The organism is Streptomyces sp. NPDC001137 (assembly GCF_040298885.1).
Lineage (GTDB): Bacteria > Actinomycetota > Actinomycetes > Streptomycetales > Streptomycetaceae > Streptomyces.
On record NZ_JBEPBA010000010.1, the window covers coordinates 231,141 to 256,038 of the forward strand.

The window sequence follows — 24,898 nt, forward strand, 5'->3', positions numbered from 1 at the left end:
GACCAGGGATGTCAGTCCTCCGGTACGAGGTAGCGCCGGTACCAGGTGCCCGGCTGGCCGCCGATGTGCGCCGGGTCGGCCGGGCCGACCGGGACGAAACCGGCCTTGGTCAGCACCCTCTGGGAGGCCACGTTCCGGTGGGCGGTGGCCGCCCGCAGGGTGCGCAGCCCGTGCCGGTCCGCCGCCAGCCTGCACAGCTCCAGCACGGTCGCGGTCGCCACACCATGTCCGGCGACGTGCTGTGCGACCCGGTAGCCGAGCTCCGCCGTACGGTCCTCGATGTCGACCAGATTGAACCTGCCGAGCACCGAGCCGTCCTCCGCGACGAGCACGTGGAAGGCGCAGATACCCGCCTCCTGCTCCGCCAGCAAGGCGTCGTAGCGCTCGGTGAAGTGCTCGAAGTAGTCGTCGCCGCGGTCGGTGATCGAGGCGGCGAAGTAGGCGCGGTTCGCCAGCTCGAAGGCCAGGACCGCCGGGGCATGACCGGCCTGCAGCCGTTTCAGCTCGGGCATTCGCCCGACCCTACTCAGGTCGTGCGCCGAGGCCACCAGGTTTTTGCACCGGCGGCCCACGACGACAACTGTCGGTCATCGCGACAAAGAGGGGTGGCACGGCCCTCAGCCCGGCGTCACCAACCGCGCCTCATAAGCGAACACCGCCGCCTGGGTCCGGTCCCGCAGCCCCAGTTTCACCAGGATCCTGCTGACGTGGGTCTTGATCGTCGACTCGGCGACGACCAGGCGCTCGGCTATCTCCGAGTTCGACAGGCCCTGGGCGATGAGGACCAGGACCTCTGTTTCGCGTTCGGTGAGGTCGCCGTAGGCCGTCATCGCGGAGTGCATCGGGCGAGGGGCCTCCGACAGTTTCGAGAACTCCGTGATCAGGCGCTTCGTCACCGAGGGGGCGAGCAGGGCCTCGCCTGAAGCCACCACCCTCACACCGTCGGCCAGTTGGCGGGCCGAGGCGTCCTTGAGGAGGAATCCCGAGGCGCCCGCACGCAGGGCCTGGTAGACGTACTCGTCGAGGTCGAAGGTCGTCAGGACCAGGACCTTTGCGGTGCTGTTGGCGGCGACGATCTCGCGGGTCGCCTCGATGCCGTTCAGTTCCGGCATGCGGATGTCCATCAGGACGACGTCGGGGGCCAGGTCGCGGACGCGGTCCACCGCCTCGCGGCCGTTCACCGCCTCGCCGACCACCTCGATGTCCGGCATCGCGTTGAGCAGGACCGAGAAGCCCTCGCGCACCATCATCTGGTCGTCCGCGATCAGGACACGGATGGTCATGCTGCACCTTCGCCTGCGTGGGCGACGACCGGCAGGAACACCGTCACCTCGTAGCCTCCGTCGTCCGTACGGGCCGCCGTCATCTCGCCGTTCAGCATGGTGACGCGCTCCCGCATGCCGGTGATGCCGTGGCCGGCGCCGGGTGAGGGCTTGACCAGGGACGGGTTCGGGGGCGGGTCGTTCACTATGCGCAGGCCCAGGCCGCCGAGGACGTACGACACCTCCACCTTGGCAGCCGCGCCCGGTGCATGGCGCAGGGTGTTGCTGAGCGCCTCCTGCACGATGCGGTACGCCGACAGCTCCACGCCCTGCGGGAGTTCCCGTATCGCTCCGGTCGTCGTCCTGTCCACGTCCAGGCCCGTCTCCCGCACATTGGCGAGCAGGGCGTCCAGGTCGGCGAGGGTGGGCTGCGGGGCGTCCGGGGCCTCGTAGTCCTCGGCGCGGACCACGCCCAGGACACGGCGCAGCTCGGTGAGCGCCGCCACCGCGTTCTCCCGGATCGTGGCGAACGCCTTCTCCAGCTCCGGGGGCGGGTTCTCGACCCGGTAGGGGGCCGCCTCCGCCTGGATGGCGACCACCGACATGTGGTGGGCGACCACATCGTGCAGCTCACGGGCGATCGTCGTGCGCTCCTCCAGCAGGGTGCGCCGGGAACGCTCGGCCGCGGTCACCGTCTGCTGGGCGGTCACCTCCTGGCGGGCCTGGCGGCGGATGTGCCGGAGGGAGACCGCGAGGAGGATCAGGGCCGAGAAGGACAGCAGCTGGGCGGTGTTCGAGTCGAGGGTGCCCTCGGGGGCGGCGGAGAAGATCTCCGCCGCGGCGCCGTACAGCCCCGTCAGGATCCACATCCAAGCCGCGGTGCGCGGCCTGGTGCGCAGGGCGACGATGGTGAGCACGAACAGGTGGCAGACGAAACTGCCGGGCAGCCACGGCCACGCGTCGCCCCAGCTGCTGCCGAACACCGCGGCCACCGGCGTCGCCGCCATCGACAGCCAGAACGCGCCGATCGGCCGCACCATGGTCAGCAGGACCGGGCCCAGGGCGAGCAGGCTGAGGAAGAGGTTGACGCCCGCGCCGCGGTAGTCGCTGTGCGACGCGACGAGCATGGCGAAGAGGCCTGCCGCGGTGATCAGAGCGTGCGGCGTCCAGGTCGCGTACTCGCGCCACCGGCCAAAGAAGCGGCGGACGAACGGGGCCTCGACGCTCAGGCGCGGCAGCGGACGGTAGGCGAAGGCGTGGTGGAACAGGTCCTGACGCATTCCGCGCAGGGCGTCCATGGCCGCCCGGAACTCCGGGCTGCTCGGCTTGTACGGCTCGAATGCGCGGTCCGGCGGTTCCAGGTGCCTGGTGGGGTCCGGCGGTATCGGCTGCGTGCGGGGCATCTCGGTCACGATGAAAAGGTAGGCCGCGGCGCGGGTCGCGGTCGTCACCAGTGAGAAGGGTCCTTCGGCCTCCCTCTCAGGTACTACGAGTACGGGGAGTACGGGCCCCGGGACCGACGGGTCAGTAGCCGGACGGGCGTACCAGTCCCGACTCGTACGCGAACACCGCCGCCTGTGTGCGGTCCCTGAGGCCCAGTTTCACCAGGATGCGGCCCACATGCGTCTTCACGGTCTGCTCGGCGACGACCAGGCGCTGGGCGATCTCCGCGTTCGACAGGCCCTGGGCGATCAGTGCGAGGACCTCCGTCTCGCGCTCGGTCAGGTCGCCGACGCGTTCCTTCAGCGGAGGGCGGGGCTTGCCGTCCAGGCGGGAGAACTGGGCGATCAGCCGACGGGTGATGCCGGGCGCGAGCAGCGCGTCGCCGGCCGCCACCACCCTTACCGCCTCGGCCAGTTGGTCCACCGAAGCGTCCTTGAGGAGGAAACCGGACGCGCCTGCGCGCAGCGCCTCGTACACGTACTCGTCGAGGTCGAAGGTGGTGAGCACCAGCACCCTGATGTGCGGTGTCGCGGCGGTGATGCGGCGGGTGGCCTCGATACCGCCGAGCTCGGGCATGCGGATGTCCATGAGGACGACGTCCGGGGCGAGTTCGGCGACCTTGGCCACGGCGTCCAGGCCGTCGACCGCCTGGCCGATCACCTCGATGTCCGGCTTGGTGTTGAGCAGCACGGTGAAGCCCTGCCGGACCATCTGCTGGTCGTCGGCGATCACTACCCGGATGGGGCTGTTGCTGCTGCTCGTCATGCGGTGTCGTCCTTCGGGTCGGTGGCGGGGTCGGGGGCGTCGGGCAGGTCCGCGCCGTCGGCGCGCGGGTCGACCGGCAGGAAGGCGGACACCTGGTAGCCGCCGTTCGGTCTGGGGTGTGCGGACAGGTCGCCGCCCAGCATCGCCGCCCGCTCCCGCATCCCCAGCAGACCGTGCCCCGCGCCCGGTGACGCCGGAGCCTCGTGCAGCGGACGGGAGTTGACGACCTCCACGCGCAGTCCGAAGGGGACGTAGGCGACTTCGACGCTCGCGCTCGCGCCGGGCGCGTGGCGCAGCACATTGCTGAGCGCCTCCTGCACGATCCGGTACGCCGACAGCTCCACGCCCGAGGGCAGCGGGCGCCGCTCCCCCGTGGTCCGCGTGGTCACGGCCAGACCGGCGGCCCGGGTGTTCTCGACGAGCGCGTCGAGCCGGTCCAGGGTGGGCTGCGGGCTGTGCGGGTCGTTGCCGCCGTCGGCCGGTGCGTCGTCCGTACCGGGGTCCTCCGAGCGCAGCACGCCCAGTACCCGGCGCAGTTCGGTCAGCGCCTCCAGCGCGTTGTTCCGTATGCCCTCGAGGTTCTCCCTGAGCTCGTCGGGCGGGTTCTCGACGAGATGGGGGGCGACCTGGGCCTGGATGGAGATGACGGACATGTGGTGGGCGACCACGTCGTGCAGTTCGCGCGCGATGCGGTTGCGCTCCTCCAGGAGGGTGCGCCGGGCCCGCTCCTCGGCGGTGAGCGTGGTCAGCCGTCCGACCTCCGCGCGCGTCTCACGGCGGCTGCGCAGCGCGATGCCGAGCAGCACGGCGACGGCGGACAGGGCGATCGCGAGCGGGCCCGTCGACTGCTGGGGGCCGTCGGACACCGGGTGCGGTGACTCCCACACACCCTGAAGGACCAGGGTGACGAGCACCGTCAGGGCCAGCGCCTCCACGGACACACGGGTACGCACCCGCAGGGCGAGCAGCAGCAGCACCAGCAGCTGGGCGATGATCCCGGCCGCGGTCCAGGGCCAGGTGAAGTCGCGGGCCGCGGCGCCGGTCAGGCTGAAGTGCACCGCAACGGCCCCGAGGACCGAGCCCGTCGTCGACAGCCACCAGGCCGGGATCGGCCGCCACAGCGCCAGCGCCACCGCGCCGCCCTGCGCCAGCGCGATCAGCAAGCCGTAGCCGAAGCCCAGATGTCCGTTGTCCGTGAGCTGCGCGACACCGCCGAACGTGATCCAGAACGCGGCGACGTACAGCACGCCGTGCGGGAACCGCCGCAGCCGCCCGAAGGCGGGCAACGGATCCGCGCGCGCCGTCCACAGGTCGTCGCGGAGCAGGCGCAACCAGCGCAGGACGCGACCGGCCAACCGCCGCTGGATCCCCGTGTCAGTCACGTCGCAACCCTAGGCGGATCAAGCGGAGTCGGCCGCGGTCCGGCAGCGCACCGAAGGGGCGGGGGGCTGTGTCGTCATGCGGCTCAGGCACGATGGGCGACCCTCGCTCCCGCCCCGTCCGGGCCGCCGTGGCGGCGGATCACCCGGGAGGGGCCGGTGCTTCTGCCGCGCGGGCCCCGGTGCTCGTAGGAGTGGAAGGCCGCCCAGCAGACCGTGAGCGCGAGCGCGAACACGGGGAGCCAGGCCAGGCGGAACGCCACCCAGTCGAGGCCGTCGGGGGTGGTGTGCAGGCCGGGCAGGTGACCTGCCGGGAGGGCCGTGGCCGTGGTCGCCATCATGGCCGTCTGGTGCCAGAGGAAGATCGTCATGGCGGAGAGGTTCACAAAGGCCACCGCGGCCCAGGCCAGGGGCCGGCGCATCGTACGGCGCAGCCGGTCGCGCAGAAGCAGGGCCAGGCCGCACTGGGCCAGGCCGAAGGTGACCGCGGCCAGGGTCGGCGGGTTGAGGTTCGAGATCGTCCCGCCCGGGACGCCGACCATCGAGGCCGGGTAGCCCGCGAAGGCGACCAGCAGGGCCGTCGCCGCCGCACCCGAGGCGAGCAGGATCCAGCCCGCGCGGGCGCGCTCCAGTTCGCCGCGGGTCCAGGCCGCGCCCAGGGTGTACGGCACCAGCCAGCCGGCCGCCAGGTTCACCCAGCCGAGGCTATGCGGGGCGCCGAGGCCGAAACGGAGAAGGTCCACATGGAGAACGACGGCCAGCGGCCACAGGGGGTTGAGCCGGGTGAGAAGCGGGGTCGCCGCGGTCAGCGCCGCGAAGACCAGCAGGAACCAGAGGGGGGAGAGGGCCAGTTTGACCAGGGTGTGGATCGTGTCGGGTCGCGCGCCCGAGACGAACAGGGCCGTCGCGGCGATCGTCCAGAGGATCAGCACGGCGGCCACCGGCTTGAACAGCCGTGCCAGACGGGCGGTCAGCCACTGCCGGTACGGGGTGCCCTTGGCGCGGGCCGCCGTGTGGCTGCGGGTTGCCACATGGCCGCCGACCAGGAAGAACACCGCCAGGGTCTGGAAGACCCAGGAGATCGGGGCGAGCCACGGCATGTGCTGGAGGGGGCTGGAGGCGTGCAGGGAGCCGCCGTCCGCCACCAGGGCCGTGACCAGCCAGTGGCCGAGGACCACACCGAGGATCGCGAAGGCGCGCAGGGCGTCCACCGCGCGGTCGCGGTCGGCGGGGGTGGCGGCGTCGATCCGGCCGGCGGCCCTCCGCAGGGCGCTCTGCCGTACGGCGCCCTCCCGCTCCCGTACGGCGCTGTCTCGTACGGCCTCCTGTCCTGCGGCGCTCCGTACCGCGGCGCCGTGCCGTATGCCGTCCCACGCGTGGCGCACGCTCGACTCACGCACGGGTCACCTCCTTGGTGTCGCCGAGGACGATGCGGGTGAGGTTGGCCAGGGAGACCGAGCCCGGCCTGAAGTAGTCGCTGTGGCCGCCCGGACCCGCCGCGAAGACGCGGGCGCCGAAGGCCGGGGACACGGGGTCCGTGCCGAAGCCGACGGTCCAGCCGAACAGGTCCGCCCTCACGTGCGGGACCTCCTCGACCCAGTCGTCGGCGCCGCGGGCCGCCCACACGCGGGCCCTTGTGCGCAGGGCCGCCGCCGTGTCCGCGCCGGTGCCGGGGCTGCCGAGGAAGGCGATGTCCCGCACGTCGAGGCCGGGGGCGGTGCGGGCGCAGACGACCGTGCCGTAGGAGTGGCAGAGGAGGGAGATGTCGGCCTTCCGGCCCGCTATGCGGCGCAGTTGGGCGATGAACTCGCGCAGGTGCGGGACTGCCCGGTCGGCGCGGTCCGTGGTGAGGACCGTGGTGCTGACCGTGCCGGGGGTCTTGTAGCCGAGCCAGGCGACGACGGCGGTGGTGGTGCCTTTCGGGGCCTCCTGGACTAGGCGGTCGTGCAGGGCGACTGCCGTCGCGCGGAAGCGGTCGTAGGTGTCGAGGGAGGTGTCCGAGCCCGGGATCAGGACGGCGATGCGGGTGGCGGTGGCGAGGTCGCCGAAGACCTCCGTGGCCTGGCCCTCGCCTCGGCCGTCGTAGGCGAGGAGGTGGCGGGCGGGGGCGGCCATGGCTCGGTCTGCCGCGGCGCGCTGGTGGTCGCCGTCGGCTGCGGCCATGCGGGCGGCTCGGGCGGCGTTGGTGCGGTTGGCTTTGTAGGCGGCGTCGAGGGTGGTTGCCGTGAGGGGGGCGAGGGCTGCCGGGGGTGGGGCGGGGATCTCCGGTCGGGCTGCGCCCGAGAGCGGGACGACCATGGCGGCGGTGATGAGGGCTGCGAGCGTGGCTCGGCGCCACCTTTGGGTGCCGCGGCGTTTGGGCTGGGGTGAGGGGGTGTCGCTCGCCGGCGCATGCCGGGTGCCGCTTTCTTCGGGTCGGGAGCCGCCCCAGCGGCACGACTGGCCGCAGCTACGGCGGCTGCACGATTGGCCGCAGCCATCGCGGCTGCCGGCTGCGTGCCCCGCCGCCACCCGCGCGTCCGTCTTCAGCCCCATGGTCGTCCCCCTCCGGTTCGCCCGGCCATCGGGCTTGTCCGGAAGGGAAGTTACGGAGTGTTACTTGTCGTCCGCGTCACGCCAGGGAGCTGTCCTGGGGCGTAGCTCTCAGGTACTACGGGTATGAAAGGGGACCGGTCACCAGGCCAGTTGGGCGATTTCCTCCGCGACGACCGCACAGGCGTCCGCCGCCGGGTCGATCAGCGGGAAGTGGCCGACGTCCTCCAGGAGCGTGAGGCCCACGACCTCGCCGGCCTTCGCCGCCGCGTCGGCGTACGACTCGGCGACCGCCTGCGGGACGGTGAGGTCCGTGCGGCCCTGCACCAGGGTGGTCGCGATGCCCGTCGGGAGCAGGAGCGAGGGGTCGGCGTACGGACGGCGTTCGGCGAACTTCTCGTCGCCGCCCAGCAGTTGACGCGAAGCGCCCCCGCACACGTCCAGTTTGTCGGCGACCTCGAAGTCGGCGATCGGGGCCAGGGCGACGACCCCGCGCAGCGGCGCGGGGCGGTCGATGCGCCAAGGGGCGTCGGCGGGCAGCAGATGGCGGGCCGCCCCCCACAGGGCGAGGTGACCGCCGGCCGAGTGCCCGGTGATCACCATGCGGCGCGGGTCGGCCCCCGGAAGACACTCGCGTACGAGAGCGGGCAGCGCGTCCAGCGCGGCCGCGACGTCGTCGAAGGTCTCCGGCCAGCGGCCCGCGACAGGGCCGACGCCCTGGGCCGGGACCGCGCTCCCCCGCCGGTACTCGACACTGGCCACCGCGAAACCACGCCGGGCCAGGAAGTCCGCGAACGGGGAGATGTGCAGTCGGTCGTACGGCGCCCGCCACGCGCCGCCGTGCAGCACGACGACCAGCGGGGCGAGGGCGCCGGGCACCACCTCGGTGCGCGGGGCGTAGAAATCGATCAGCTGGTCGGGATGGTCACCGTACGCGGCGGTGGAGTCGGGATCGGCCGCCGGGTGCGAGAACGCCGACTCCTCCTCGGCGGCGGCCCGGGCAGCTGCGGCGTCGTCCGGCATGCTCCAACCTCTCAGCGACGTAACGTTATTGACGTGGCGGACCAGGGTGGGAAACCGGCCGTTGGCGGGGACGGTATCAGGCCGGTGACGTGGGCCGACACGGGGATGTCACGCTCGGTGAGGGGAAACGATTCTGTAGGCCGCGGGCCGGGCGGTTCCGCGACCACCGAAGCCACCGCGGACCGCCCGGCGCCAGCCCCCTGGTGCTATCCCGCGAGTTCGCCGAGCGTCTCCGCCAGCACCCGCGCCGCGCGCTCCACGTCCCCGAACCCGACGTACAGCGGTGTGAATCCGAACCGCAGGACGTCCGGTCGCCGGAAGTCCCCGACCACCCCGCGCTCGATCAGCCGCTTCATCACGTCCCCGGCGTCGTCGCAGCGCAGCGCCACCTGGCTGCCGCGCTCCCGGTGGGCGAGGGGGGTCAGCGACTCCACCCGCCCCTCGGGGACGTACGCCGAGACGCACTCCAGAAAGAAGTCCGTCAGCGCCAGGGACTTGGTCCGCACCGCCTCGATCGAGACCCCGTCCCAGACGTCCAGCGCCGCCTCCAGGGCGAGCATGGACAGGATGTCCGGCGTGCCGACCCGGCCGCGCAGGGCACCGGACGCCGGTTCGTACCCGGGCCGCATCCCGAACGGCTCCGCATGGGAGTTCCAGCCGGGGAGCGGCGAGTCGAAGCGGTCCTGGAGGTCCCGCCGGACGTACAGGTACGCCGGGGAGCCCGGGCCGCCGTTGAGGTACTTGTAGGTGCAGCCGACCGCCAGGTCGACGCCGTGCTCGTCCAGTCCGACCGGCAGCGCGCCCGCGCTGTGGCACAGGTCCCAGACGGCCACCGCGCCCGCCTCGTGCACGGCGGCGGTCAGCGAGGGCAGGTCGTGCAGGCGGCCCGTGCGGTAGTCGACATGGTTCAGCAGGACGGCGGCCGTACGACCGGACAGCGCGTCCGGCACCTGCGCCGGGGCCACCGGGCGCAGCGTGCATCCGGTCATGCGGGCCGCCGACTCGGCGATGTAGCCGTCGGTGGGGAACGTCGTCGCGTCCACGAGGATCTCGTCCCGGCCCGTCCCGGACACCAGCCGTACCGCTCCCACAAGTGCCTTGAAGACGTTGACACTTGTCGAGTCGCCCACGACGATCTGCCCGGCCGCCGCCCCGACCAGCGGGGCGATCCGGTCGCCGATCCGCTCGGGCGCCGTCCACCAGCCGCTCTCGTCCCAGGAACGTATGCGGAGCTCACCCCACTGTCTGCGGACGACGTCGTCGACCCGCCCCGCAACCGCGGCCGGCAGGGCGCCGAGCGAGTTCCCGTCCAGGTAGACACCCGCGGCCTCGGCCGCATGATCGGACACAGTGTCCAGCACGAACTGCTTGCGCGTACCGGCCAGTTCGTCGGCGGCGTCGAGTTCCTGCGCGCGTGCCGTCAGCTCAGACATGAGACCTCGCCGTCCACAGCTCGGGGAACACGTTCTTCTGCGCGCGCTTCTCCAGCCAGGCGACGCCCGCCGAGCCGCCCGTGCCGGGCTTGGAGCCCATCGCGCGGCGGGTGGCGACCAGGTGGTCGTTGCGCCATCGCCACACCAGTTCGGCGACGTCGGTCAGGGCCTCGCCGAGGCGGGCGAGTTCGGTGTTCTCGTCGCCCGCGTAGATCTCGGTCCAGGCGGCCTCGACGGCGTCCGAGGGCTCGTACCGGCGCGTGACGTCGCGACGCAGCACCGATCCGGGGATCGCGCAGCCGCGCCGCGCCATCAGCCGCAGCACCTCGTCGTAGAGGCTCGGCTCGGCGAGGGCCTTCTCCAGTTCGGCGTGGACGCGGGGGGCGCCGCGGTGCGGGACCAGCATGGACGCGGACTTCTCGCCGAGCAGGAACTCCATCCGGCGGTACATCGCCGACTGGAAGCCGGAACCCTCGCCCAGCGCGCTCCGGTACGAGTTGAACTGCGCCGGGGTCAGCTGTCCGAGCGGCTTCCAGGAGGCGTTCAGCGCCTCCAGCTCCCGTACCGAACGCTTCAGCGCGGCGACGGCGGTCGGCACGTCGTCGGAGCGCAGGGCGCGCGCCGCGATCTCCCACTCGTGGACGATGACCGTGAACCACAGCTCCATCACCTGGGTGGTGACCAGGAAGACCATCTCTCCGGGGTCGTCGGAGAGGGTGTGCTGGAGGTGGGTGAGCACGTCCGCCTTGACGTAGTCCTCATAGGGCGTCGTGCCTGCGAAGTCGAGATGCGGGGTCTCGGGCTCCGAAGCCTCGTGGGGCTGAGCCTGGTGGGACATCGCTGTCTCCTGTTGTTGCTCCGGGTAGCGGTCCGCCCCTGCCGTTACCGACACGGGGGCCCCGGTCCCCGCCGGGCATCTTCTTCGATGGTCCGCCCGGAACGCAAGGCCCGCCTGGTCACCGGCTCGTCGAGCCGCCGGATGACCTGCAGTACGCTCGGGCGCCGCACAGAAACCGTTGTCGCACTTGACGAAAGGCACGGCAGATGTCTGAGAAGAGCACCTCGTCCGAGGTGGTCTCCGTCCCGGTGGGCCGGGTGGTCGGCGGACGTGCGGAGGTCCTCGACGACGACTGGGGGAAGGTCGAGGCCGTCATCCGCCTGGACGGCGAGCAGTTCGACGCGGACGCGCTGGCGGGTCTGGACGCCTTCTCCCACCTGGAGATCGTCTACCACTTCGACCGCGTGCCCGTGGCGAAGATCGAGACCGGTGCCCGCCATCCGCGGGGCAACACCGACTGGCCGATGGTCGGCATCTTCGCGCAGCGCGGCAAGAACCGCCCCAACCGCCTCGGTGTCTCCCGCTGCCGCCTGGTGCGCACCGACGGACTCGACCTGCACGTCCAGGGCCTCGACGCGGTCGACGGCACCCCCGTCCTCGACATCAAGCCCTACATGAGCGAGTTCGGCCCCCAGGGCGCCACCAGCCAGCCGGACTGGGCCACGGACATCATGAGCCGCTACTACTGACCGGGCGGTGCCCGCCGCAGGACACCGCTCAGCGCAGCGCAAGGCCCGCCCGGTCGCACCGGGCGGGCCTTGCGAGGAAACAGCAGCGGACCGCTAGCCGAGGGTCTGGGCCGCCGTCGGCGAGGAGTCCTTCAGGAACTGGGTGCAGCGCTCGTACTCCTCCTGCTCGCCGATGGATCCGGCGGCGCGGGCGAGGGCGTGCAGGGCGCGCAGGAAGCCGCGGTTCGGCTCGTGCTCCCAGGGCACCGGGCCGTGGCCCTTCCAGCCGTTGCGGCGCAGGGCGTCGAGGCCGCGGTGGTAGCCGGTGCGGGCATAGGCGTACGACTCCACGACACTGCCCCGCTCGAACGCGTCGTCGGCCAGCTGGGCCCAGGCCAGCGAGGACGTGGGGTACTTTGCGGCGACGTCCGCGGGCGCGGTGCCGTTCGCCAGGAGCTCGCGGGGCGCGGGGTCGTCGGGGAGGTGGGTCGGGGGCGGGCCCCCGAGGAGGTTTTCGTGAATCGACATGTTCACCAGTGTCGCCCTTGCCGGGGGCTGCCGCCCCCAGACCCCCGCTGTCGGCCCTCAAGGGGCCTCGTCCTCGAACTCCCCCACTCTCGCCTTCGCTCGAGGGGGACCCCCATGACGGGCTGGTGATGCCGACCGGCGCTGGAAACGGCACCCGCGGTCTGTCACCCGATCCGCTTCCTCGCCCGCTCCCCCTCCAGCGGCGGCGCCGTGACCGAGCCGTGCGTACGGCACTCCGGGCGGCGGCAGCCGGGCGGCAGCGGACGTACCGTCGCGAAGGCGACGACCGCGCCGAGCACCAGGACTCCGGCGCAGATCAGCATCGCCCGGTGGAAGGCGTCGTCGAAGGCGCTCGGGGAGAGGTACGCGTCCGGGCCCATCCCGGCGAGCAGCGGCAGTGCGGCCACCGCGACCAGGCCGGCCGCGCGGGCCGCCGCGTTGTTGATGCCGCTGGCCAGACCCGCCCGCGCGGTGTCCACGGAGGCGAGGACGGTGGCCGTCAGCGGTGCCACCAGGGTGACCATGCCGGCGCCGAGGACCAGCACGGCGGGCAGGACGTCGAGCACGTACGAGGTGCCCGGCCCGACCCTCAGCATCAGCAGCATGCCCGCCGCGCACAGGAGCGGGCCGACGGTGAGCGGGATGCGCGGCCCGATGCGGTCGGCGAGGGCGCCCGAGCGGGCGGAGAACAGCAGCATCAGAACGGTCGTCGGCAGCAGGGCCGTACCGGCGGCGAGGGGCGACCAGCCCACGGCGACCTGGAGCTGGAGGGCGGTGAGGAAGAAGAAACCGCCGAAGGCCGCGTAGACGCAGAGCGTGACCAGGTTGACGGCCGTGAACTCGCGGGACTTGAAGATGTCCAGCGGCATCATCGGATCCGGCCGCCGCTTCTCGACCTGGACGAAGGCCACGCCCGCGGCCAGCCCGGCCACCGCCGTGACGGCGACCACGAGGGAGCCCTGCCGGGCCTCGATCAGCGCGTACGTCACCAGGGCGAGCGCGAGGGCGCCGAGGACCGCGCCGAGCACGTCGAAGCGGCCGTGGGTGCGGCCGTCGGCGGACTCGGGGACATGCCGTACGGCGATGGGGGCGCACAGCAGCGCCAGCGGGACGTTGAGCAGGAAGACCCAGCGCCAGCCGGGGCCGTCCACCAGCCAGCCGCCCAGGAACGGGCCGACCGCCGCACCGATCCCGCCGAAGCCGGACCACAGGCCCACCGCCCGGCCCCGGTCGTCGGGGTGGAAGGACGCCTGGATCAGGGCGAGGGAACCGGGGGTGAGGAGCGCCCCGCCGACCCCCTGCAACGCGCGGGCCGCGACGAGCACGCCCGCGCTCGGCGCGAGGCCGCACAGCAGGGAGGCCGACGCGAACCACACCACCCCGATCACGAAGATCTTGCGGCGGCCGTAGTGGTCGCCGAGGGAACCGCCGAGCAGGATCAGCCCGGCCAGGGTGAGCATGTACGCGTTGACCGTCCACTGGAGGGCGGCGAGGTTCGCGTCCAGGTCGCGGCCGATGCGCGGCAGGGCGACATTGACGACGGTCGAGTCCAGCATCGCCATGCTGGAGCCGAGCACGGTGGTCAGCAGGATCCACTTGCCCTGCGGGGTGGCGATCCGGACGTCGGGCATGCCCCCAGGTATACGCCGAGCCCGGCGTCGTGGCACAGACGCCGGGCTCGTGAGTTCCCGAGAGGCCCGCGGGGTTACTTGATCTTCGTGCCGGCCGAGCGCAGGTTCTGCGTGGCCTCGACGACGCGGGCGGCCATGCTCGCCTCGGCCAGCTTGCCCCAGGTGCGCGGGTCGTAGGTCTTCTTGGAGCCGACTTCGCCGTCGACCTTCAGGACGCCGTCGTAGTTGCGGAACATGTGGTCGGCGACGGGACGCGTGAAGGCGTACTGCGTGTCCGTGTCGATGTTCATCTTGACCACGCCGTTCTCCAGCGCGGTGCGGATCTCCTCCTCCGTGGAGCCGGAGCCGCCGTGGAAGACGAAGTCGAACGGGGACTGCTTGCCGAACTTGGCGGCCACGCCGTCGTTCAGCTCCTTCAGCAGGTCGGGACGGAGGACCACGTTGCCCGGCTTGTACACGCCGTGCACATTGCCGAAGGACGCGGCCAGCAGGTAGCGGCCCTTCTCGCCGAGGCCCAGCGCCTCGGCCGTACGGATGGCGTCGTCGACCGTCGTGTACAGGGAGTCGTTGATCTCGTGCGAGACGCCGTCCTCCTCGCCGCCGGTCGGGGTGATCTCGACCTCGAGGATGATCTTCGCGGCGCGGGCGCGCTCCAGGAGCTCCTGGGCGATGGCCAGGTTGTCGGCGAGGGTCTCCGCGGAGCCGTCCCACATGTGTGACTGGAAGAGCGGGTTGCCGCCGGCCTTCACGCGCTCCTCGGAGACCGCGAGCAGCGGACGTACGTACCCGTCGAGCTTGTCCTTGGGGCAGTGGTCCGTGTGCAGGGCGACCGTGACCGGGTACTTCTCGGCCACGATGTGCGCGAACTCGGCGAGGGCGACCGCGCCGGTCACCATCTCCTTGCTGTACTGACCGCCCAGGAACTCGGCGCCACCCGTCGAGATCTGGATGATGCCGTCGCTCTCCGCCTCCGCGAAACCGCGCAGGGCCGCGTGCAGGGTCTGGGTCGAGGTCACGTTGATCGCCGGGTAGGCGAACTTGCCTGCCTTCGCCCGGTCCAGCATCTCGTTGTAGACCTCGGGAGTTGCGATGGGCATCTGTCCGCTCCTTGGTATGTGCGGGTTGGCGTGCTGCGTACTACGGCCCTGACCTAGACCTTGGGTGGTGACGTCATCGTCGGGCCCATCTTTCCAGACTTGGCCTGATGCTTTGCCCGCCGTGTCCGGCTTGTGGACAACGGGGCCGGGGTACCCGGGAGTAGCTCAGTCGAGTCCCAGTTCGTCCTTGGAGTAGGCGTAGAGGTACGGCACTCCGGCGCCCTCCTGGATCTTCTCGGCGGCACCGGTCGCACGGTCGACGATCGTGGCGACGGCGACGACCTCCGCGCCCGCCTCACGCACCGCCTCGACGGCGGTCAGCGGGGAGCCGCCGGTGGTGGAGGTGTCCTCGACGACCAGCACCCGGCGGCCCTTGATCTCCGGCCCCTCGACCCGCCGCTGCAGCCCGTGCGCCTTGGCCGCCTTGCGCACGACGAACGCGTCGACGCGCTTGCCGCGGGCGGCGGCCGCGTGCAGCACGGCCGCCGCGACCGGGTCGGCGCCCATGGTCAGACCGCCCACCGCGTCGAAGTCGAGGTCCGCGGTCAGGTCCAGGAGCACCTGCCCGACCAGGGGGGCGGCTTCACCGTCAAGGGTGATGCGGCGCAGGTCGACGTAGTAGTCGGCCTCCAGACCCGAGGAGAGGGTCACCTTGCCGTGCACCACGGCCTTGTCCTTGATCTGCTGCAGCAGCTCGCCACGTACGTCCGTCATGCCTGCCAGCTTAAAGGCGGCGCCAAGTCCAGGTCGTCGAGGCCTCGAGCGGCTCCAGCGGGGTGACCAGGCGGGGCAGGGTGTTCAGGCCGTTGGGCGGGCCGGTCTGGGGTTCCACGCAGACGGCCTCCTGCTGCTCGTCGTAGACGACGACCCACTCCTCGCGGCTGGTGACCTTCAGCTCCAGCCGGCCCGGCCAGGTGAGGGTGACATCGACTCCGCCGGGCATGCCGAAGCAGTCGTCCCAGGGGCCGGGGCGGGGGTCGACGCGGCTGCCGGTGGGCAGGTGGTCGTCGCCGCGCTCCTCCTGCCAGGCAGGGGTGAAGTCCAGTTGTACGTCCTTGCCGCCGAGGTTCCGGTTGAACCACGGGTGCCAGCCGATCTGGGCCGGGAAGGAGGAGCCGATCGTCTCGACGGACATCGTCAGGGTCAGGGCGTCGGGCGTGAGCGCGAACTGCTGGGTGACACGGCCGGCGTAGGGCCAGGGCTCGACCAGGTCGTACGTGAGGACGGCCTCGTCGGCGTTCACGCGCGCGGTGTGCCAGGCGCCGTCGCGGACCGTGCCGTGGATGGCGTGCGGCGGGGAGTTGAGCGGCATCTGGTGGACGGTGGCGCCGTCCCGGAAGCGGCCCTCGCGGATCCGCCCGCACCAAGGGACCATCGGAAAGCAGCCGAAACGTTCGCCCTGGCGGAGCAGTTCCGTGCCGCCGACGCGCAGTCCTCCGACCCGGCCGCCGTTGCCCGGCTGCACGGTCACCTCCGCGTCGCCCGCGGTCAGCGTGATGTCTTCGTTACTCACGGGACGACCCTACTGGGGCGATCAAGACCGCCGTCAGTGGCGCTTGCGCAGCAGCCGGCCCACGACGATCGCCGACGCGACGACGAGGGCCGCCGCCGGGGCCGCCCAGCGCAGCGAGGAGCCGGCCGAGACCGTCTGCGGGGCGGGGACCGGGGCGTAGCGGCCGCGGGGCGGGGCGTGGTCGACCTCCTCCGCGCTGCGGCCGATCATCGTGCGGCGGGCGTGGGCCGCTTCGGCGGGGGGCGCGCCCTCGACCACGTCGTCCGTGTCGTCGGTGTCGTCCGTGTCCTCGGCGAGCGGGTCGAGGGACGGCGGGGGCACCTCGGTGTCGTGGACGGAGGTGTGCTCCGTGGGCTCGGCGGCAGGGGCGGGCGCGTCGTCGGCGTCCGGGGTCGTTTCGAAGTCGCTGGTCGCCCTGGGCTCGAACTCCTGGGTGACGAGGGGCTCGGGCTCCTCGGCCTCCTCGGGTTCCTGGGGCGTCTCGGGCTGCCCCTGAGCGCCCTCGGTCCCCGCGCCGGCCGCCAGGCTCTCCGCGAAACGGTTCAGCAGACGGGTCGCGGCCGACGCGACCTGTTCGGCCGGCAGTTCGGTGAGGCGGCCGTCGGCGGAGGCCGTGCCCTCGAAGGTCAGCCGGGAGCCGCCGTCGGCCTCCTCGACGCGGAGGGTGAGGGCCAGCTTGACCGAGCCGGTGCCCCGGGTCTCGGTGGCGTCGCCCTCGGCGGCGTACGAGCCGTCCTCCTGCGCGGTGACGCGGACGGTGCCGCGGTAGGTGACGGAGTGGCTGCCGACGCGCATTTTCAGCCGCCCGGTGACCGGCTCGGCGCCCGCGTCCTGCTGGAGGCCGGGAACCGCCCGGGCCACCTGCGCGGGGTCGGCGAGGGTTTCTTTCAGCCGTGCGGCCGGAACCGGAACGAACACCTCATGCTCCATGTCGGCCGAGCCTACCTAGATGGCCGGGTCATGCACCCGCGTTGGACGAAAGTGACCGCGCGTCGGTGTCTTCGCCCCAGGCCGCGCACCGGGCACGGACCAGGCGTCAACCGGCAGCCGCCGTAGCCCGCGGAAGTTGGGATTCGGGGCGGGCCGGGACGGCCGCCGGCCGTGGCCGGCTTCAGTACCGGGGGTGGACCAGCGTCGACGCCAGGAGGCCCGGGATGCGGGTGGCCGCCGCCGCCCTGCCGTCCGCCGCCAGGGACGCCGGGGCCAGGGTCCGCGGTCGCGGGGCGTGCGGGTCGAGGCCGAGGGGCGGGGTCGTGCGGGCCGCCGCCAGGACGAACCCCCAGTCGCGGACCGCGCGGGAGGCGTCGGCCGTGCGGTCGGGGCCCGCGGCGAAGCCGGAGTGGCGGCCGCCCACCCGGTAGGGGGTGGTGTGCAGGCCGGCGGCGCGCAGGGTCGCGGCGACCGTCCAGAACACCCGCGGGCGGGTGGCGAACGGCCCGGCGTGCACCACCAGACGGCCACCGGGCGCGAGGGCGCGCCGGGCGAGGCCGTAGAACTCCTGGGAGTACAGCTTGGTGCTGGCCGTGATGCCCGGGTCGGGGAGGTCGGAGATCACCACGTCGTACGTCGAGGTGGGCGCCGTGCGCAGCCAGCGGAAGGCGTCGGCGGTCGTCACGCGCACACGCGGGTCGTCGTAGGCGTGACGGTTCAGCTTCGCCAGGGCCGGGTCGTGGCGGGCCAACCGGACGACTCCGGCGTCGAGTTCGACGACGTCCACCCGCCGCACGCCCGCGTGGCGCAGCACTTCGCGGGCGGCGAGGCCGTCGCCGCCGCCGAGGATCAGCACGCGCGCGTGCGGTCCGTTCATCACGGGGTGCACCAGGGCTTCGTGGTAGCGGAGTTCGTCGCCGCCCACCCGGAGGCGTCCGTCGAGGAAGAGGGCGAGGGGGCGGCCGTCGGTGCCGCCGGTGAGGACGATCTCCTGGGTGCCGGTCTGCAGCGCCACGCGCACGTCGTGGCCGTACACCGCGTGCCTGGCCGCCTGTTCGAAGTCGTCGACCAGGACGGCGGCGGCCGCGAGGAGGCCGAGCACGGCGAGGTTGGCGATCAGCAGCAGCCAGCGGGTACGGCGGGTGAGGTCGCGGCGGAACAGACCGAGGACGAGGGCGCCGCCCGCGACCGCGTTGACCGCGCCGGTGATCAGCGCGCCGGTCAACTGGCCCAGCAGGGGCAGCAGCAGGAACGGGAAGGCGAGACCGCCGACCAGCGCGCCGACATAGTCCGCGGCGAACAGGTCGGCCACCGCGCCGCCCGCGTCCTGCCGCCGGATGCGCTGGATCAGCTCCATGAGGAGGGGGACCTCGGCGCCGATCAGCAGACCGATGGTGAGGGAGAAGGCGACCAGCAGCCAGCGCGGCCCGCTCGCCCACAGGCCGCCCCAGTCGCCGGTCCACGCGAACACCGCGTACAGCGCCATCGCGCTGCAGCCGCCGACGAGCGCGAGCGTCGCCTCGATCGCGCCGAAGGCGGCCGCGGCACGCCAGCGCAGGCGCTTCGCGGCGAGCGAGCCGATGCCCATCGCGAACACCATGACCGACAGGACGACCGAGGCCTGGGTGACCGAGTCGCCGATCAAGTACGAGGCCAGGGCGACGAGTTCGAGCTCGTACACGAGTCCGCAGGCCGCGCAGACGAAGACGCATGCGAGCACCAGGAACCGTCCGGTGCTCGGCTGGACGGGCAGCCGCGCCGGGCCCGCCCAGGGGGGCGGGGGGCCGGGTGGTGCCGGCGCGTGCGGTTCGATCACGACTGCGACGTTACGTCACTGCTACTTCACGCTTCGTCACCCACACGTGTGGAACTGCCGGACAGTTCCACATCGCGTGTTTGAGAGCGCCTGTTCGGGTCAGGCGGCCGGCGGACTGACCTGCGGTGCCGGAACCCGGGCGCCCACCCGCGTCCGCGTCGCCACCAACTGCCCGTCCTGCGGGTACGCGTGCCAGGTCCGCCAGTGGACCTGGCCCTCGTGCCACCGGGCCAGCAGCGCGGTGAAGGCGTGCGGGCTGCCCGGGAAGACGCCCGCAAGTCCGTGCGGATGGTCGGAGACCAGCGCGAGCAACTCCTGCGCGCGCCCCGCGAACGACCCCGGTGACAGGACCTCCACGCGGGCCGCGAACTCGTACTCCCAGTCGCCCATCCGCTTGGCGACACCCAGCGGCAGCGGTGTGCTGCTGCCCGGCATGCACGCCACCGTCTCCGAACAAGTGCCCCGCTGTTCCTCCAGGAGCACCTGGTGGGACGCGCCGAGAAGTCTCAACTGGAGCTTGGACCCGGCCAGTTCGAGGTCGAGCGTGGCCAGGGCGGGAAGCGGCTCACGCCCAAGAGCCCAGGCGAGGTCGGCCGCGCGGGTGTCGGTGTATGAGGTGTTCAGGGTCGTGAGCATGGGTCGGCTCTCCGCTGGCACACAAAGAAAGGTAAGGAGGAAGGCGTGGGGGGGTCCGGCACACCGGGCGACACCGGGGGATCGGCCCGGACGGCCCGGTCGGCCCAGTCGGGAGATCAGGGAGGTCAGGAAGGTCTCAGCAGGACGTCCGAGGACCGCACCGGCGTTTTAGAGGGAATCATGAACGGTGGCGCCGTCACAGCGTTTTTACCCAACTTCGTGGGGTTTCCATCCCTCAGAGGGCTCCACTGCTCAACTGTTCAACCACGGCGTGCGCCACGGCGGCCATGGCGTACGCCGGAGCACACGAGCACCCGCCGGGGCGTGGGCTCCGGCGGGTGCTCGGCGGGTGTGACAGGCGAGTATGCGGTTCCCCCTCGGAGCTCGGCCGCCCCGTGTCAGCTGCCTCCGCCGCATCCACCACCGCCACCGCAGGACGACCCACCGCCACAGGACGACCCACCGCAGGAGGAGTGACCGCCCCCGCAGGAGTGGTGCCCCCCGGAGTGGTGCCCCCCGGAGTGATGACCGCCCGAAGAGCCGCCGTCTCCCCCGCCGGCCCACCAGCTGCTGCTCCCGGTGCTGCTGTCCCCGCTGTGCGAGCCGCTCCGGCTCCCGCCGCCGAACGACTTCGCCCCGCCCTTGCCCGCTGCCTTCGCGACGATCGCCACGAACGCGATCACGACCGCCACCACGATGAAGCCGGTGATCATGGCGCCACCGTCCTTTCGATGTCCCCCGAAGCAGCCCCCCGTGGGTGCCTCGCTTCTTGCGTGAACGGGGGATGCCCGGCGGTCCCGGCGGCCAAAGCAGAGTTGAGGAACTTCAGAGGGTTCTGACGCGCGAACGGCCCCTGACCTGCACAGAAGGGCAGGTCAGGGCGGCGACGGCGGCCAGGAGCGATGAGTGCGGGCAGCCAGTTCGGCGGCGGCACGGCTGTCGTGGTCGACGGCACAGCTGGTTTCTTTGTCCGCTTGCCTGCGGCACGCGGACGTGCGTAGATGAGCGGCATGTCACAAGGGGCACGGCGGCTGGCCGCCTTCGGTTCGGCCGCGTTGGTACTTGGGCTTGCGGCTGTTGGGGGAAGGTGGTGGGTGGGCGAGTCCTGGACCACCGTGATCACCATGTGCTGCCTTGAGGTACTGATCATTTCGACGGTTATCGGAACCCGCCGACTGCTGCGGAAGCGCTAAAGCCCCCCGACGGGGCCCGCCTTCAGAGCTGGGCGGCGATGGCTTCGGCCATGGGAGCCGGAACGCCGAGGCGGGCACGAAGGGTTTAGCCCCGTATAACGAAGTGGGCTGGCTCTCCAGCAGTGTTTCCACCGTCAGGGTTCCTGCCAGCGTGCCCGCCAGCCACTCCGCGAGGTTCACGCCCTGGGGCCAGCACTCGCCTTCATGACGGCCTCCGGCGTTGCGGGCGGCGGCAATATCCCCGCCCGCGCTACGATCCGCACCGCCTCGACAACCTCGTCATCAGTCACGGGCACAGGCTCTCAGCCCGAAGTGGTCGGACGCGCCAACCTGAGGCCCCGGCATGCACTGGCTCCCCGAAGCGTCAGAGCAAGTCCCGCCAGAAGGGGACCGTCGCTCGCGGATTCCAGCTTTCGTCGCCCTCGCCCCGAGCCTCGTCGAACTCCTTTCTCATGTCTGCGCTGAAGCCAACTTGCCGTTGGGCGCAGTGCCGCGGCACTGCGTCGCCGGGCAGTCTCTGGGCCGTCCGACACCGCCCGACGACAGAGGGTGACCGTCGATGACAGCCCTCCCCAGCTCAGAGACGGCGCCTGCCGCGTCGCCGCCCCCGCTCAACCCCGAAGCAGAGTTGAGCAACTTCCCAGGCCGCGTGTACTGGGCTCTTCCCGGGGCAACAGGACCACAGAGCCCAGTCCCCGCCCCTCTCGCCCAGTGGAGAGCCCCCCATGGCCTTCTTTGCGGTCTCCCGATCGCAGCCCCTGAAGTTCCTGTCGGCCACCGATCTGGCCATGGAGCACGAGCGCCTCGAAGCGGAGTGCGCCCAGCTGGAGCAGGCGGTCACCTCGCACGCCATCGTCGACCAGGCCATCGGCGCCGTCGTCGTCCTCGGACGGATAGCGCCGGAGGAAGCGTGGCGAGTCCTGCGCGACGTGTCGCAGCGCACCAACACCAAGCTGCGCGTGGTCGCCGAGCATGTCATGGAGTTCACGCAGGGTACCGAGCTGCCGCAGGCCGAGCGGATCGAACTGCGGAAGGCGATCGCCCGGTACCAGTCGTGGAAGCGGTGAGTTGAGGAACTCCGCAGCCTGGGCGCAGGATGACCGGCATGACCTCCAGCACCCGCCCGCTCCTCAACCGCCGCCTCGCCGAGTTCGGGACGACGATCTTCGCCGAGATGTCGGCCCTGGCCGTGCAGACCGGCTCCATCAACCTGGGCCAGGGCTTCCCCGACACGGACGGCCCCGAGGAGATTCGCGAGGCCGCCGTACGGGCCCTGCGTGACGGACGCGGCAACCAGTACCCGCCGGGCCCCGGCATCCCCGAGCTGCGCACGGCGATCGCCGCACACCAGGAGCGCCGCTACGGCCTGGCGTACGACCCCGACACCGAGGTCCTGGTCACCGCCGGCGCCACCGAGGCCATCGCCGCCACCCTCCTCGCCCTGCTGGAGCCAGGCGACGAGGTGATCGCCCTGGAGCCGTACTACGACTCGTACGCGGCCTGCATCGCCATGGCGGGCGGGACACGCGTGCCGGTCACGCTGCGTCCGCACGAGGATTCCTTCCGCCTCGACCTCGACGAACTGCGCGCCGCCGTCACCGACCGCACCCGCCTGCTGCTCGTCAACACCCCGCACAACCCCACCGGCACGGTCCTCACCCGTGAGGAGCTCACCGCGATCGCCGAGCTGGCCGCCGAGCGCGATCTGCTCGTCGTCACGGACGAGGTCTACGAGCACCTGGTCTTCGACGAGGCCGAGCACCTGCCGCTCGCGACGTTCCCGGGCATGCGCGACCGGACGGTCACCATCGGCTCGGCCGGCAAGACCTTCTCCTTCACCGGCTGGAAGGTGGGCTGGGTGACGGCGGCCCCGGGACTGGTCTCGGCGGTCCGCTCCGCGAAGCAGTTCCTGACGTACGTCTCCTCCGGGCCCTTCCAGTACGCCGTCGCCGAGGCGCTGGCACTCCCCGACGGCTACTTCGCCGCCTTCCGCGAGGACATGCTCGCCAAGCGGGACCTGTTGGCGGCGGGCCTCGCGGACGCGGGCTTCAAGGTCTTCCAGCCGGCCGGCACCTACTTCATCACCACCGACATCCGCCCTCTCGGCACCGTGCTGTCCGAAGAGGGCGACGGCTTCGCCTTCTGCCGCGCCCTCCCGGAGCGCGCCGGGGTCGTCGCCATCCCGAACGCCGTGTTCTACGACCACCGGGAGGCGGGCGCCCCGTTCGTACGGTTCGCGTTCTGCAAGCAGACGGCGGTCCTGGAGGAGGCGGTCAAGCGGCTCAAGGCACTGGCGGGCTGATCCGGGGCCCGTCACGCCGCCACGCCGAGCGCCCCGAAACCGTACCCGGCCGGACGCCCAGCGCTCGCGCGGTCCCCGTTCACGCTGCACTGTGCCGGTGTGACCCACGCCAGCCCCCTCACTCGTTCCGCCGTCGCGGAGCCTGCCGCCCGGGGTCGTGTCCATGCGACCCGGGTGGCAGCCATGGCCACCGCGCTCGGTCTGTTCCTCGCCGTACGGCTGCTCGGTGTCGCCACGCTCGCCCTGGTGGCCCGGGCGACGACCGGCCGGGACGCCCTCGGGCTGCTCGGGCGGTCCTGGGACTCCGTGTGGTACCTGGGGATCGCCGCCCACGGGTACGGCCGCATCCAGCACCCCCGGACGGGGGTCATGTTCAGCGACATGGCGTTCTTCCCGCTCTACCCGGCACTGGTGCGGGCGGTGCGCGCCGTGAGCCCGCTGGGCGGGGGCGCGTCCGGGCTGGTGGTGTCCTGGGCGGCGGCCGCCGTGGCCGCCTGCGGGATCTACGCGATCGGTGCCCGGCTGCACGGCCGGGCCGTCGCGTTCGCACTGGTGCTGCTGTGGGCGCTGCTGCCGCACTCCGTCGTGCTGTCCATGGCGTACACCGAGCCCCTGCTGACCGCGTTCGCCGCCTGGTCGCTGTACGCGGTGCTCACCGGGCGCTGGCTGTGGGCGGGGTCGCTGGCGGCGCTCGCGGGGCTGGCCCGGCCCAACGGGTTCGCGGTCGCCGCGGCGGTGCTCGCGGCGGCGGCCTGCGAGGTGTGGCGGTGCCTTCGTGAGCGCCGCAAGGTTTCCCACAGGCTGTGGACGGGCGCCGCGCTCGCCCCGACCGGGTGGATGGCGTACATCCTGTGGGTCGGGCGGCACGAGAGGAATCTGCTCGGCGGGTACTTCGCGGTGCAGCGGCAGTGGGGCTCCCGGTTCGACTTCGGGCGGGGCTCGCTCCGGTTCGTGAAGCACCTGCTGCTGCACGGGGACCGGTTCGTCTTCCCGATGACCATGGTGATCGTGGCGGCGGGCGTCGTGCTGTACGCCCTCCTCCTCGCCGACCGCGCCCCGCTCCCGCTCCTCGTCCACAGCGGTGTGCTGCTGCTGATCGCCCTCGGCGGCTCCGGCTTCTTCGAGTCGAAGCCACGCTTCCTGCTCCCCGCCTTCCCGCTCCTGCTGCCCCTCGCCCAGGCCCTCGTGCGCACGGCGAGAGCCCGGCCGTGGCACGCGACCGTGGTGGTCGCCGCCCTGGCCGGGCTCTCGTTCGTATACGGGGCGTATCTGGTCGTGATCGCCCAGATGCCCCTGTAGAGCTGTCGCGCTGTGGAAGCGGGCGGGAGGACTACTCCTCGTCGTCCCCGGGCTTCTCGTCCGCCTCGTTGATCTCCTCTTCGAGGCCGAGCTGCTCGATGAGCCACTTGTCGAACTCGATGGCGGCCCGCACCCAGCTGACCGTCGACGAGACGAAGTGCTCCAGGCTGACGCCGGTGCCGATCAGCATCTGCGCCTCGCCGATCAGCCGGACGGTACCGTCGTCGTGGGTGTGGCTGTAGACCTTGGGCCACAGGGTGCGGCGGTTCCAGTCGTCGATCGACTCGAGCAGCTGCGGCTTCTCGTCGATCTGGTGGGGCCGGTCGTAGAACGTCCGCACCGAGAAGACCTGCTGCTCGCCCTCACCGCGGAACATGAAGTACGTACGGAACTGCTCCCACGGCGCCGCGAGGTCACCCTCGTCGTCGACGACATACTTGAGCTCCATCTGGTCGAGGAGCTGCTTCACGAGGTCCTGATCCGGGACGACGGGGCCCGCCGGTCCTTGGGGCTGCGGCTCGGGCTGGCCCCCGAAGTTCGGAATCGAGGACGGGTCGATGCTCACCGTGATTTTCCCTTCGTACGGATGCCGCCATCCTCCCCCATGCAG

The 24,898-nt window shown here is 72.0% G+C and carries 23 protein-coding genes; 4 read left to right on the forward strand and 19 right to left on the reverse strand.

Annotated elements, in window-relative coordinates:
* Positions 1-11: 11 nt before the first annotated feature.
* The 10 genes from ABT254_RS21985 to ABT254_RS22030 form a co-directional block, all read right to left on the reverse strand.
* Positions 12-512 (reverse strand): GNAT family N-acetyltransferase, encoded by a 501-nt coding sequence (locus tag ABT254_RS21985; protein ID WP_351472535.1) that lies wholly within the window; start codon positions 510-512, stop codon positions 12-14.
* Positions 513-617: 105 nt separating this feature from the next.
* A complete protein-coding gene (locus ABT254_RS21990; RefSeq protein WP_351472538.1) occupies positions 618-1,283 on the reverse strand; it encodes a response regulator in 666 nt (221 codons plus the stop codon).
* Positions 1,280-2,665 carry a sensor histidine kinase gene (locus ABT254_RS21995; RefSeq protein WP_450748212.1) on the reverse strand — a complete coding sequence of 462 codons (1,386 nt, stop codon included), beginning with the start codon at positions 2,663-2,665 and terminating at the stop codon, positions 1,280-1,282. Before ABT254_RS21995 ends, ABT254_RS21990 begins: the two co-directional genes overlap by 4 nt.
* Positions 2,666-2,786: 121 nt before the next feature.
* Positions 2,787-3,470: a response regulator gene (locus ABT254_RS22000; RefSeq protein WP_351472540.1), complete on the reverse strand. Its 684-nt coding sequence runs from the start codon at positions 3,468-3,470 to the stop codon at positions 2,787-2,789.
* Positions 3,467-4,852, reverse strand: a complete 1,386-nt coding sequence (locus ABT254_RS22005; protein ID WP_351472543.1) for a sensor histidine kinase — start codon at positions 4,850-4,852, stop codon at positions 3,467-3,469. Before ABT254_RS22005 ends, ABT254_RS22000 begins: the two co-directional genes overlap by 4 nt.
* Before the next feature lie 83 nt (positions 4,853-4,935).
* Complete coding sequence (locus ABT254_RS22010) at positions 4,936-6,117, reverse strand: acyltransferase family protein (protein WP_351472874.1); 1,182 nt, start codon at positions 6,115-6,117, stop codon at positions 4,936-4,938.
* A 124-nt stretch (positions 6,118-6,241) separates the two neighbouring features.
* The gene (locus tag ABT254_RS22015; RefSeq protein ID WP_450748124.1) at positions 6,242-7,147 is read right to left on the reverse strand and encodes an alpha/beta hydrolase; all 906 of its coding nucleotides are present in this window, start codon (positions 7,145-7,147) and stop codon (positions 6,242-6,244) included.
* 375 nt (positions 7,148-7,522) lie between these two features.
* Complete coding sequence (locus tag ABT254_RS22020) at positions 7,523-8,404, reverse strand: alpha/beta hydrolase (RefSeq protein WP_351472546.1); 882 nt, start codon at positions 8,402-8,404, stop codon at positions 7,523-7,525.
* 206 nt (positions 8,405-8,610) lie between these two features.
* Complete coding sequence (kynU, locus tag ABT254_RS22025) at positions 8,611-9,837, reverse strand: kynureninase (RefSeq protein WP_351472549.1); 1,227 nt, start codon at positions 9,835-9,837, stop codon at positions 8,611-8,613.
* Positions 9,830-10,675, reverse strand: a complete 846-nt coding sequence (locus ABT254_RS22030) for a tryptophan 2,3-dioxygenase family protein (RefSeq protein WP_351472552.1) — start codon at positions 10,673-10,675, stop codon at positions 9,830-9,832. Before ABT254_RS22030 ends, kynU begins: the two co-directional genes overlap by 8 nt.
* Positions 10,676-10,881: 206 nt before the next feature.
* Between ABT254_RS22030 and ABT254_RS22035 the strand changes: the two genes are divergently transcribed.
* A complete protein-coding gene (locus ABT254_RS22035) occupies positions 10,882-11,364 on the forward strand; it encodes an SAM-dependent methyltransferase (protein ID WP_351472555.1) in 483 nt (160 codons plus the stop codon).
* A 93-nt stretch (positions 11,365-11,457) separates the two neighbouring features.
* Here ABT254_RS22035 and ABT254_RS22040 read toward each other — a convergent pair whose 3' ends face one another.
* The 8 genes from ABT254_RS22040 to ABT254_RS22075 form a co-directional block, all read right to left on the reverse strand.
* Positions 11,458-11,871: a DUF3151 domain-containing protein gene (locus tag ABT254_RS22040; RefSeq protein ID WP_351472557.1), complete on the reverse strand. Its 414-nt coding sequence runs from the start codon at positions 11,869-11,871 to the stop codon at positions 11,458-11,460.
* Positions 11,872-12,035: 164 nt separating this feature from the next.
* A complete protein-coding gene (locus ABT254_RS22045) occupies positions 12,036-13,502 on the reverse strand; it encodes an MFS transporter (RefSeq protein WP_351472558.1) in 1,467 nt (488 codons plus the stop codon).
* Between the two features lie 74 nt (positions 13,503-13,576).
* Positions 13,577-14,599, reverse strand: a complete 1,023-nt coding sequence (gene fbaA / locus ABT254_RS22050; RefSeq protein WP_351472561.1) for a class II fructose-bisphosphate aldolase — start codon at positions 14,597-14,599, stop codon at positions 13,577-13,579.
* Between the two features lie 165 nt (positions 14,600-14,764).
* Positions 14,765-15,313 carry an orotate phosphoribosyltransferase gene (gene pyrE / locus ABT254_RS22055; protein ID WP_351472563.1) on the reverse strand — a complete coding sequence of 183 codons (549 nt, stop codon included), beginning with the start codon at positions 15,311-15,313 and terminating at the stop codon, positions 14,765-14,767.
* Positions 15,314-15,323: 10 nt separating this feature from the next.
* Positions 15,324-16,112: an aldose epimerase family protein gene (locus tag ABT254_RS22060; RefSeq protein WP_351472565.1), complete on the reverse strand. Its 789-nt coding sequence runs from the start codon at positions 16,110-16,112 to the stop codon at positions 15,324-15,326.
* A gap of 33 nt (positions 16,113-16,145) precedes the next feature.
* The gene (locus tag ABT254_RS22065; protein WP_351472568.1) at positions 16,146-17,042 is read right to left on the reverse strand and encodes an SRPBCC domain-containing protein; all 897 of its coding nucleotides are present in this window, start codon (positions 17,040-17,042) and stop codon (positions 16,146-16,148) included.
* A 181-nt stretch (positions 17,043-17,223) separates the two neighbouring features.
* A complete protein-coding gene (locus ABT254_RS22070) occupies positions 17,224-18,858 on the reverse strand; it encodes a polyamine aminopropyltransferase (protein WP_351472571.1) in 1,635 nt (544 codons plus the stop codon).
* A 99-nt stretch (positions 18,859-18,957) separates the two neighbouring features.
* Entirely contained in the window at positions 18,958-19,494 is a 537-nt protein-coding gene (locus ABT254_RS22075) for a DUF2617 family protein (RefSeq protein ID WP_351472573.1), read from the reverse strand.
* Positions 19,495-21,412: 1,918 nt separating this feature from the next.
* Between ABT254_RS22075 and ABT254_RS22080 the strand changes: the two genes are divergently transcribed.
* The 3 genes from ABT254_RS22080 to ABT254_RS22090 all read left to right on the forward strand — a co-directional run bounded on the left by ABT254_RS22080 (position 21,413) and on the right by ABT254_RS22090 (position 24,288).
* Positions 21,413-21,754, forward strand: coding sequence for an ANTAR domain-containing protein (locus ABT254_RS22080; RefSeq protein ID WP_351472576.1), 342 nt, complete (start codon positions 21,413-21,415; stop codon positions 21,752-21,754).
* 29 nt (positions 21,755-21,783) lie between these two features.
* Positions 21,784-22,989 (forward strand): pyridoxal phosphate-dependent aminotransferase, encoded by a 1,206-nt coding sequence (locus ABT254_RS22085; protein WP_351472578.1) that lies wholly within the window; start codon positions 21,784-21,786, stop codon positions 22,987-22,989.
* 183 nt (positions 22,990-23,172) lie between these two features.
* Positions 23,173-24,288, forward strand: a complete 1,116-nt coding sequence (locus tag ABT254_RS22090) for a mannosyltransferase family protein (RefSeq protein WP_351472581.1) — start codon at positions 23,173-23,175, stop codon at positions 24,286-24,288.
* Positions 24,289-24,319: 31 nt separating this feature from the next.
* Here ABT254_RS22090 and ABT254_RS22095 read toward each other — a convergent pair whose 3' ends face one another.
* Positions 24,320-24,853: a type III secretion system chaperone family protein gene (locus ABT254_RS22095; protein ID WP_351472584.1), complete on the reverse strand. Its 534-nt coding sequence runs from the start codon at positions 24,851-24,853 to the stop codon at positions 24,320-24,322.
* Between the last annotated feature and the right edge of the window lie 45 nt (positions 24,854-24,898).

Bases quoted from the DNA above. Each gene is read 5' to 3' on its own strand.
- ABT254_RS21985 (WP_351472535.1), bottom strand. From the start codon at position 512: ATGCCCGAGCTGAAACGGCTGCAGGCCGGTCATGCCCCGGCGGTCCTG.
- ABT254_RS21990 (WP_351472538.1), bottom strand. From the start codon at position 1,283: ATGACCATCCGTGTCCTGATCGCGGACGACCAGATGATGGTGCGCGAG.
- ABT254_RS21995 (WP_450748212.1), bottom strand. From the start codon at position 2,665: ATGCCCCGCACGCAGCCGATACCGCCGGACCCCACCAGGCACCTGGAA.
- ABT254_RS22000 (WP_351472540.1), bottom strand. From the start codon at position 3,470: ATGACGAGCAGCAGCAACAGCCCCATCCGGGTAGTGATCGCCGACGAC.
- ABT254_RS22015 (WP_450748124.1), bottom strand. From the start codon at position 7,147: ATGGTCGTCCCGCTCTCGGGCGCAGCCCGACCGGAGATCCCCGCCCCA.
- ABT254_RS22020 (WP_351472546.1), bottom strand. From the start codon at position 8,404: ATGCCGGACGACGCCGCAGCTGCCCGGGCCGCCGCCGAGGAGGAGTCG.
- kynU (WP_351472549.1), bottom strand. From the start codon at position 9,837: ATGTCTGAGCTGACGGCACGCGCGCAGGAACTCGACGCCGCCGACGAA.
- ABT254_RS22030 (WP_351472552.1), bottom strand. From the start codon at position 10,675: ATGTCCCACCAGGCTCAGCCCCACGAGGCTTCGGAGCCCGAGACCCCG.
- ABT254_RS22035 (WP_351472555.1), top strand. From the start codon at position 10,882: ATGTCTGAGAAGAGCACCTCGTCCGAGGTGGTCTCCGTCCCGGTGGGC.
- ABT254_RS22040 (WP_351472557.1), bottom strand. From the start codon at position 11,871: ATGTCGATTCACGAAAACCTCCTCGGGGGCCCGCCCCCGACCCACCTC.
- ABT254_RS22045 (WP_351472558.1), bottom strand. From the start codon at position 13,502: ATGCCCGACGTCCGGATCGCCACCCCGCAGGGCAAGTGGATCCTGCTG.
- fbaA (WP_351472561.1), bottom strand. From the start codon at position 14,599: ATGCCCATCGCAACTCCCGAGGTCTACAACGAGATGCTGGACCGGGCG.
- pyrE (WP_351472563.1), bottom strand. From the start codon at position 15,313: ATGACGGACGTACGTGGCGAGCTGCTGCAGCAGATCAAGGACAAGGCC.
- ABT254_RS22065 (WP_351472568.1), bottom strand. From the start codon at position 17,042: ATGGAGCATGAGGTGTTCGTTCCGGTTCCGGCCGCACGGCTGAAAGAA.
- ABT254_RS22075 (WP_351472573.1), bottom strand. From the start codon at position 19,494: ATGCTCACGACCCTGAACACCTCATACACCGACACCCGCGCGGCCGAC.
- ABT254_RS22080 (WP_351472576.1), top strand. From the start codon at position 21,413: ATGGCCTTCTTTGCGGTCTCCCGATCGCAGCCCCTGAAGTTCCTGTCG.
- ABT254_RS22085 (WP_351472578.1), top strand. From the start codon at position 21,784: ATGACCGGCATGACCTCCAGCACCCGCCCGCTCCTCAACCGCCGCCTC.
- ABT254_RS22090 (WP_351472581.1), top strand. From the start codon at position 23,173: ATGGCCACCGCGCTCGGTCTGTTCCTCGCCGTACGGCTGCTCGGTGTC.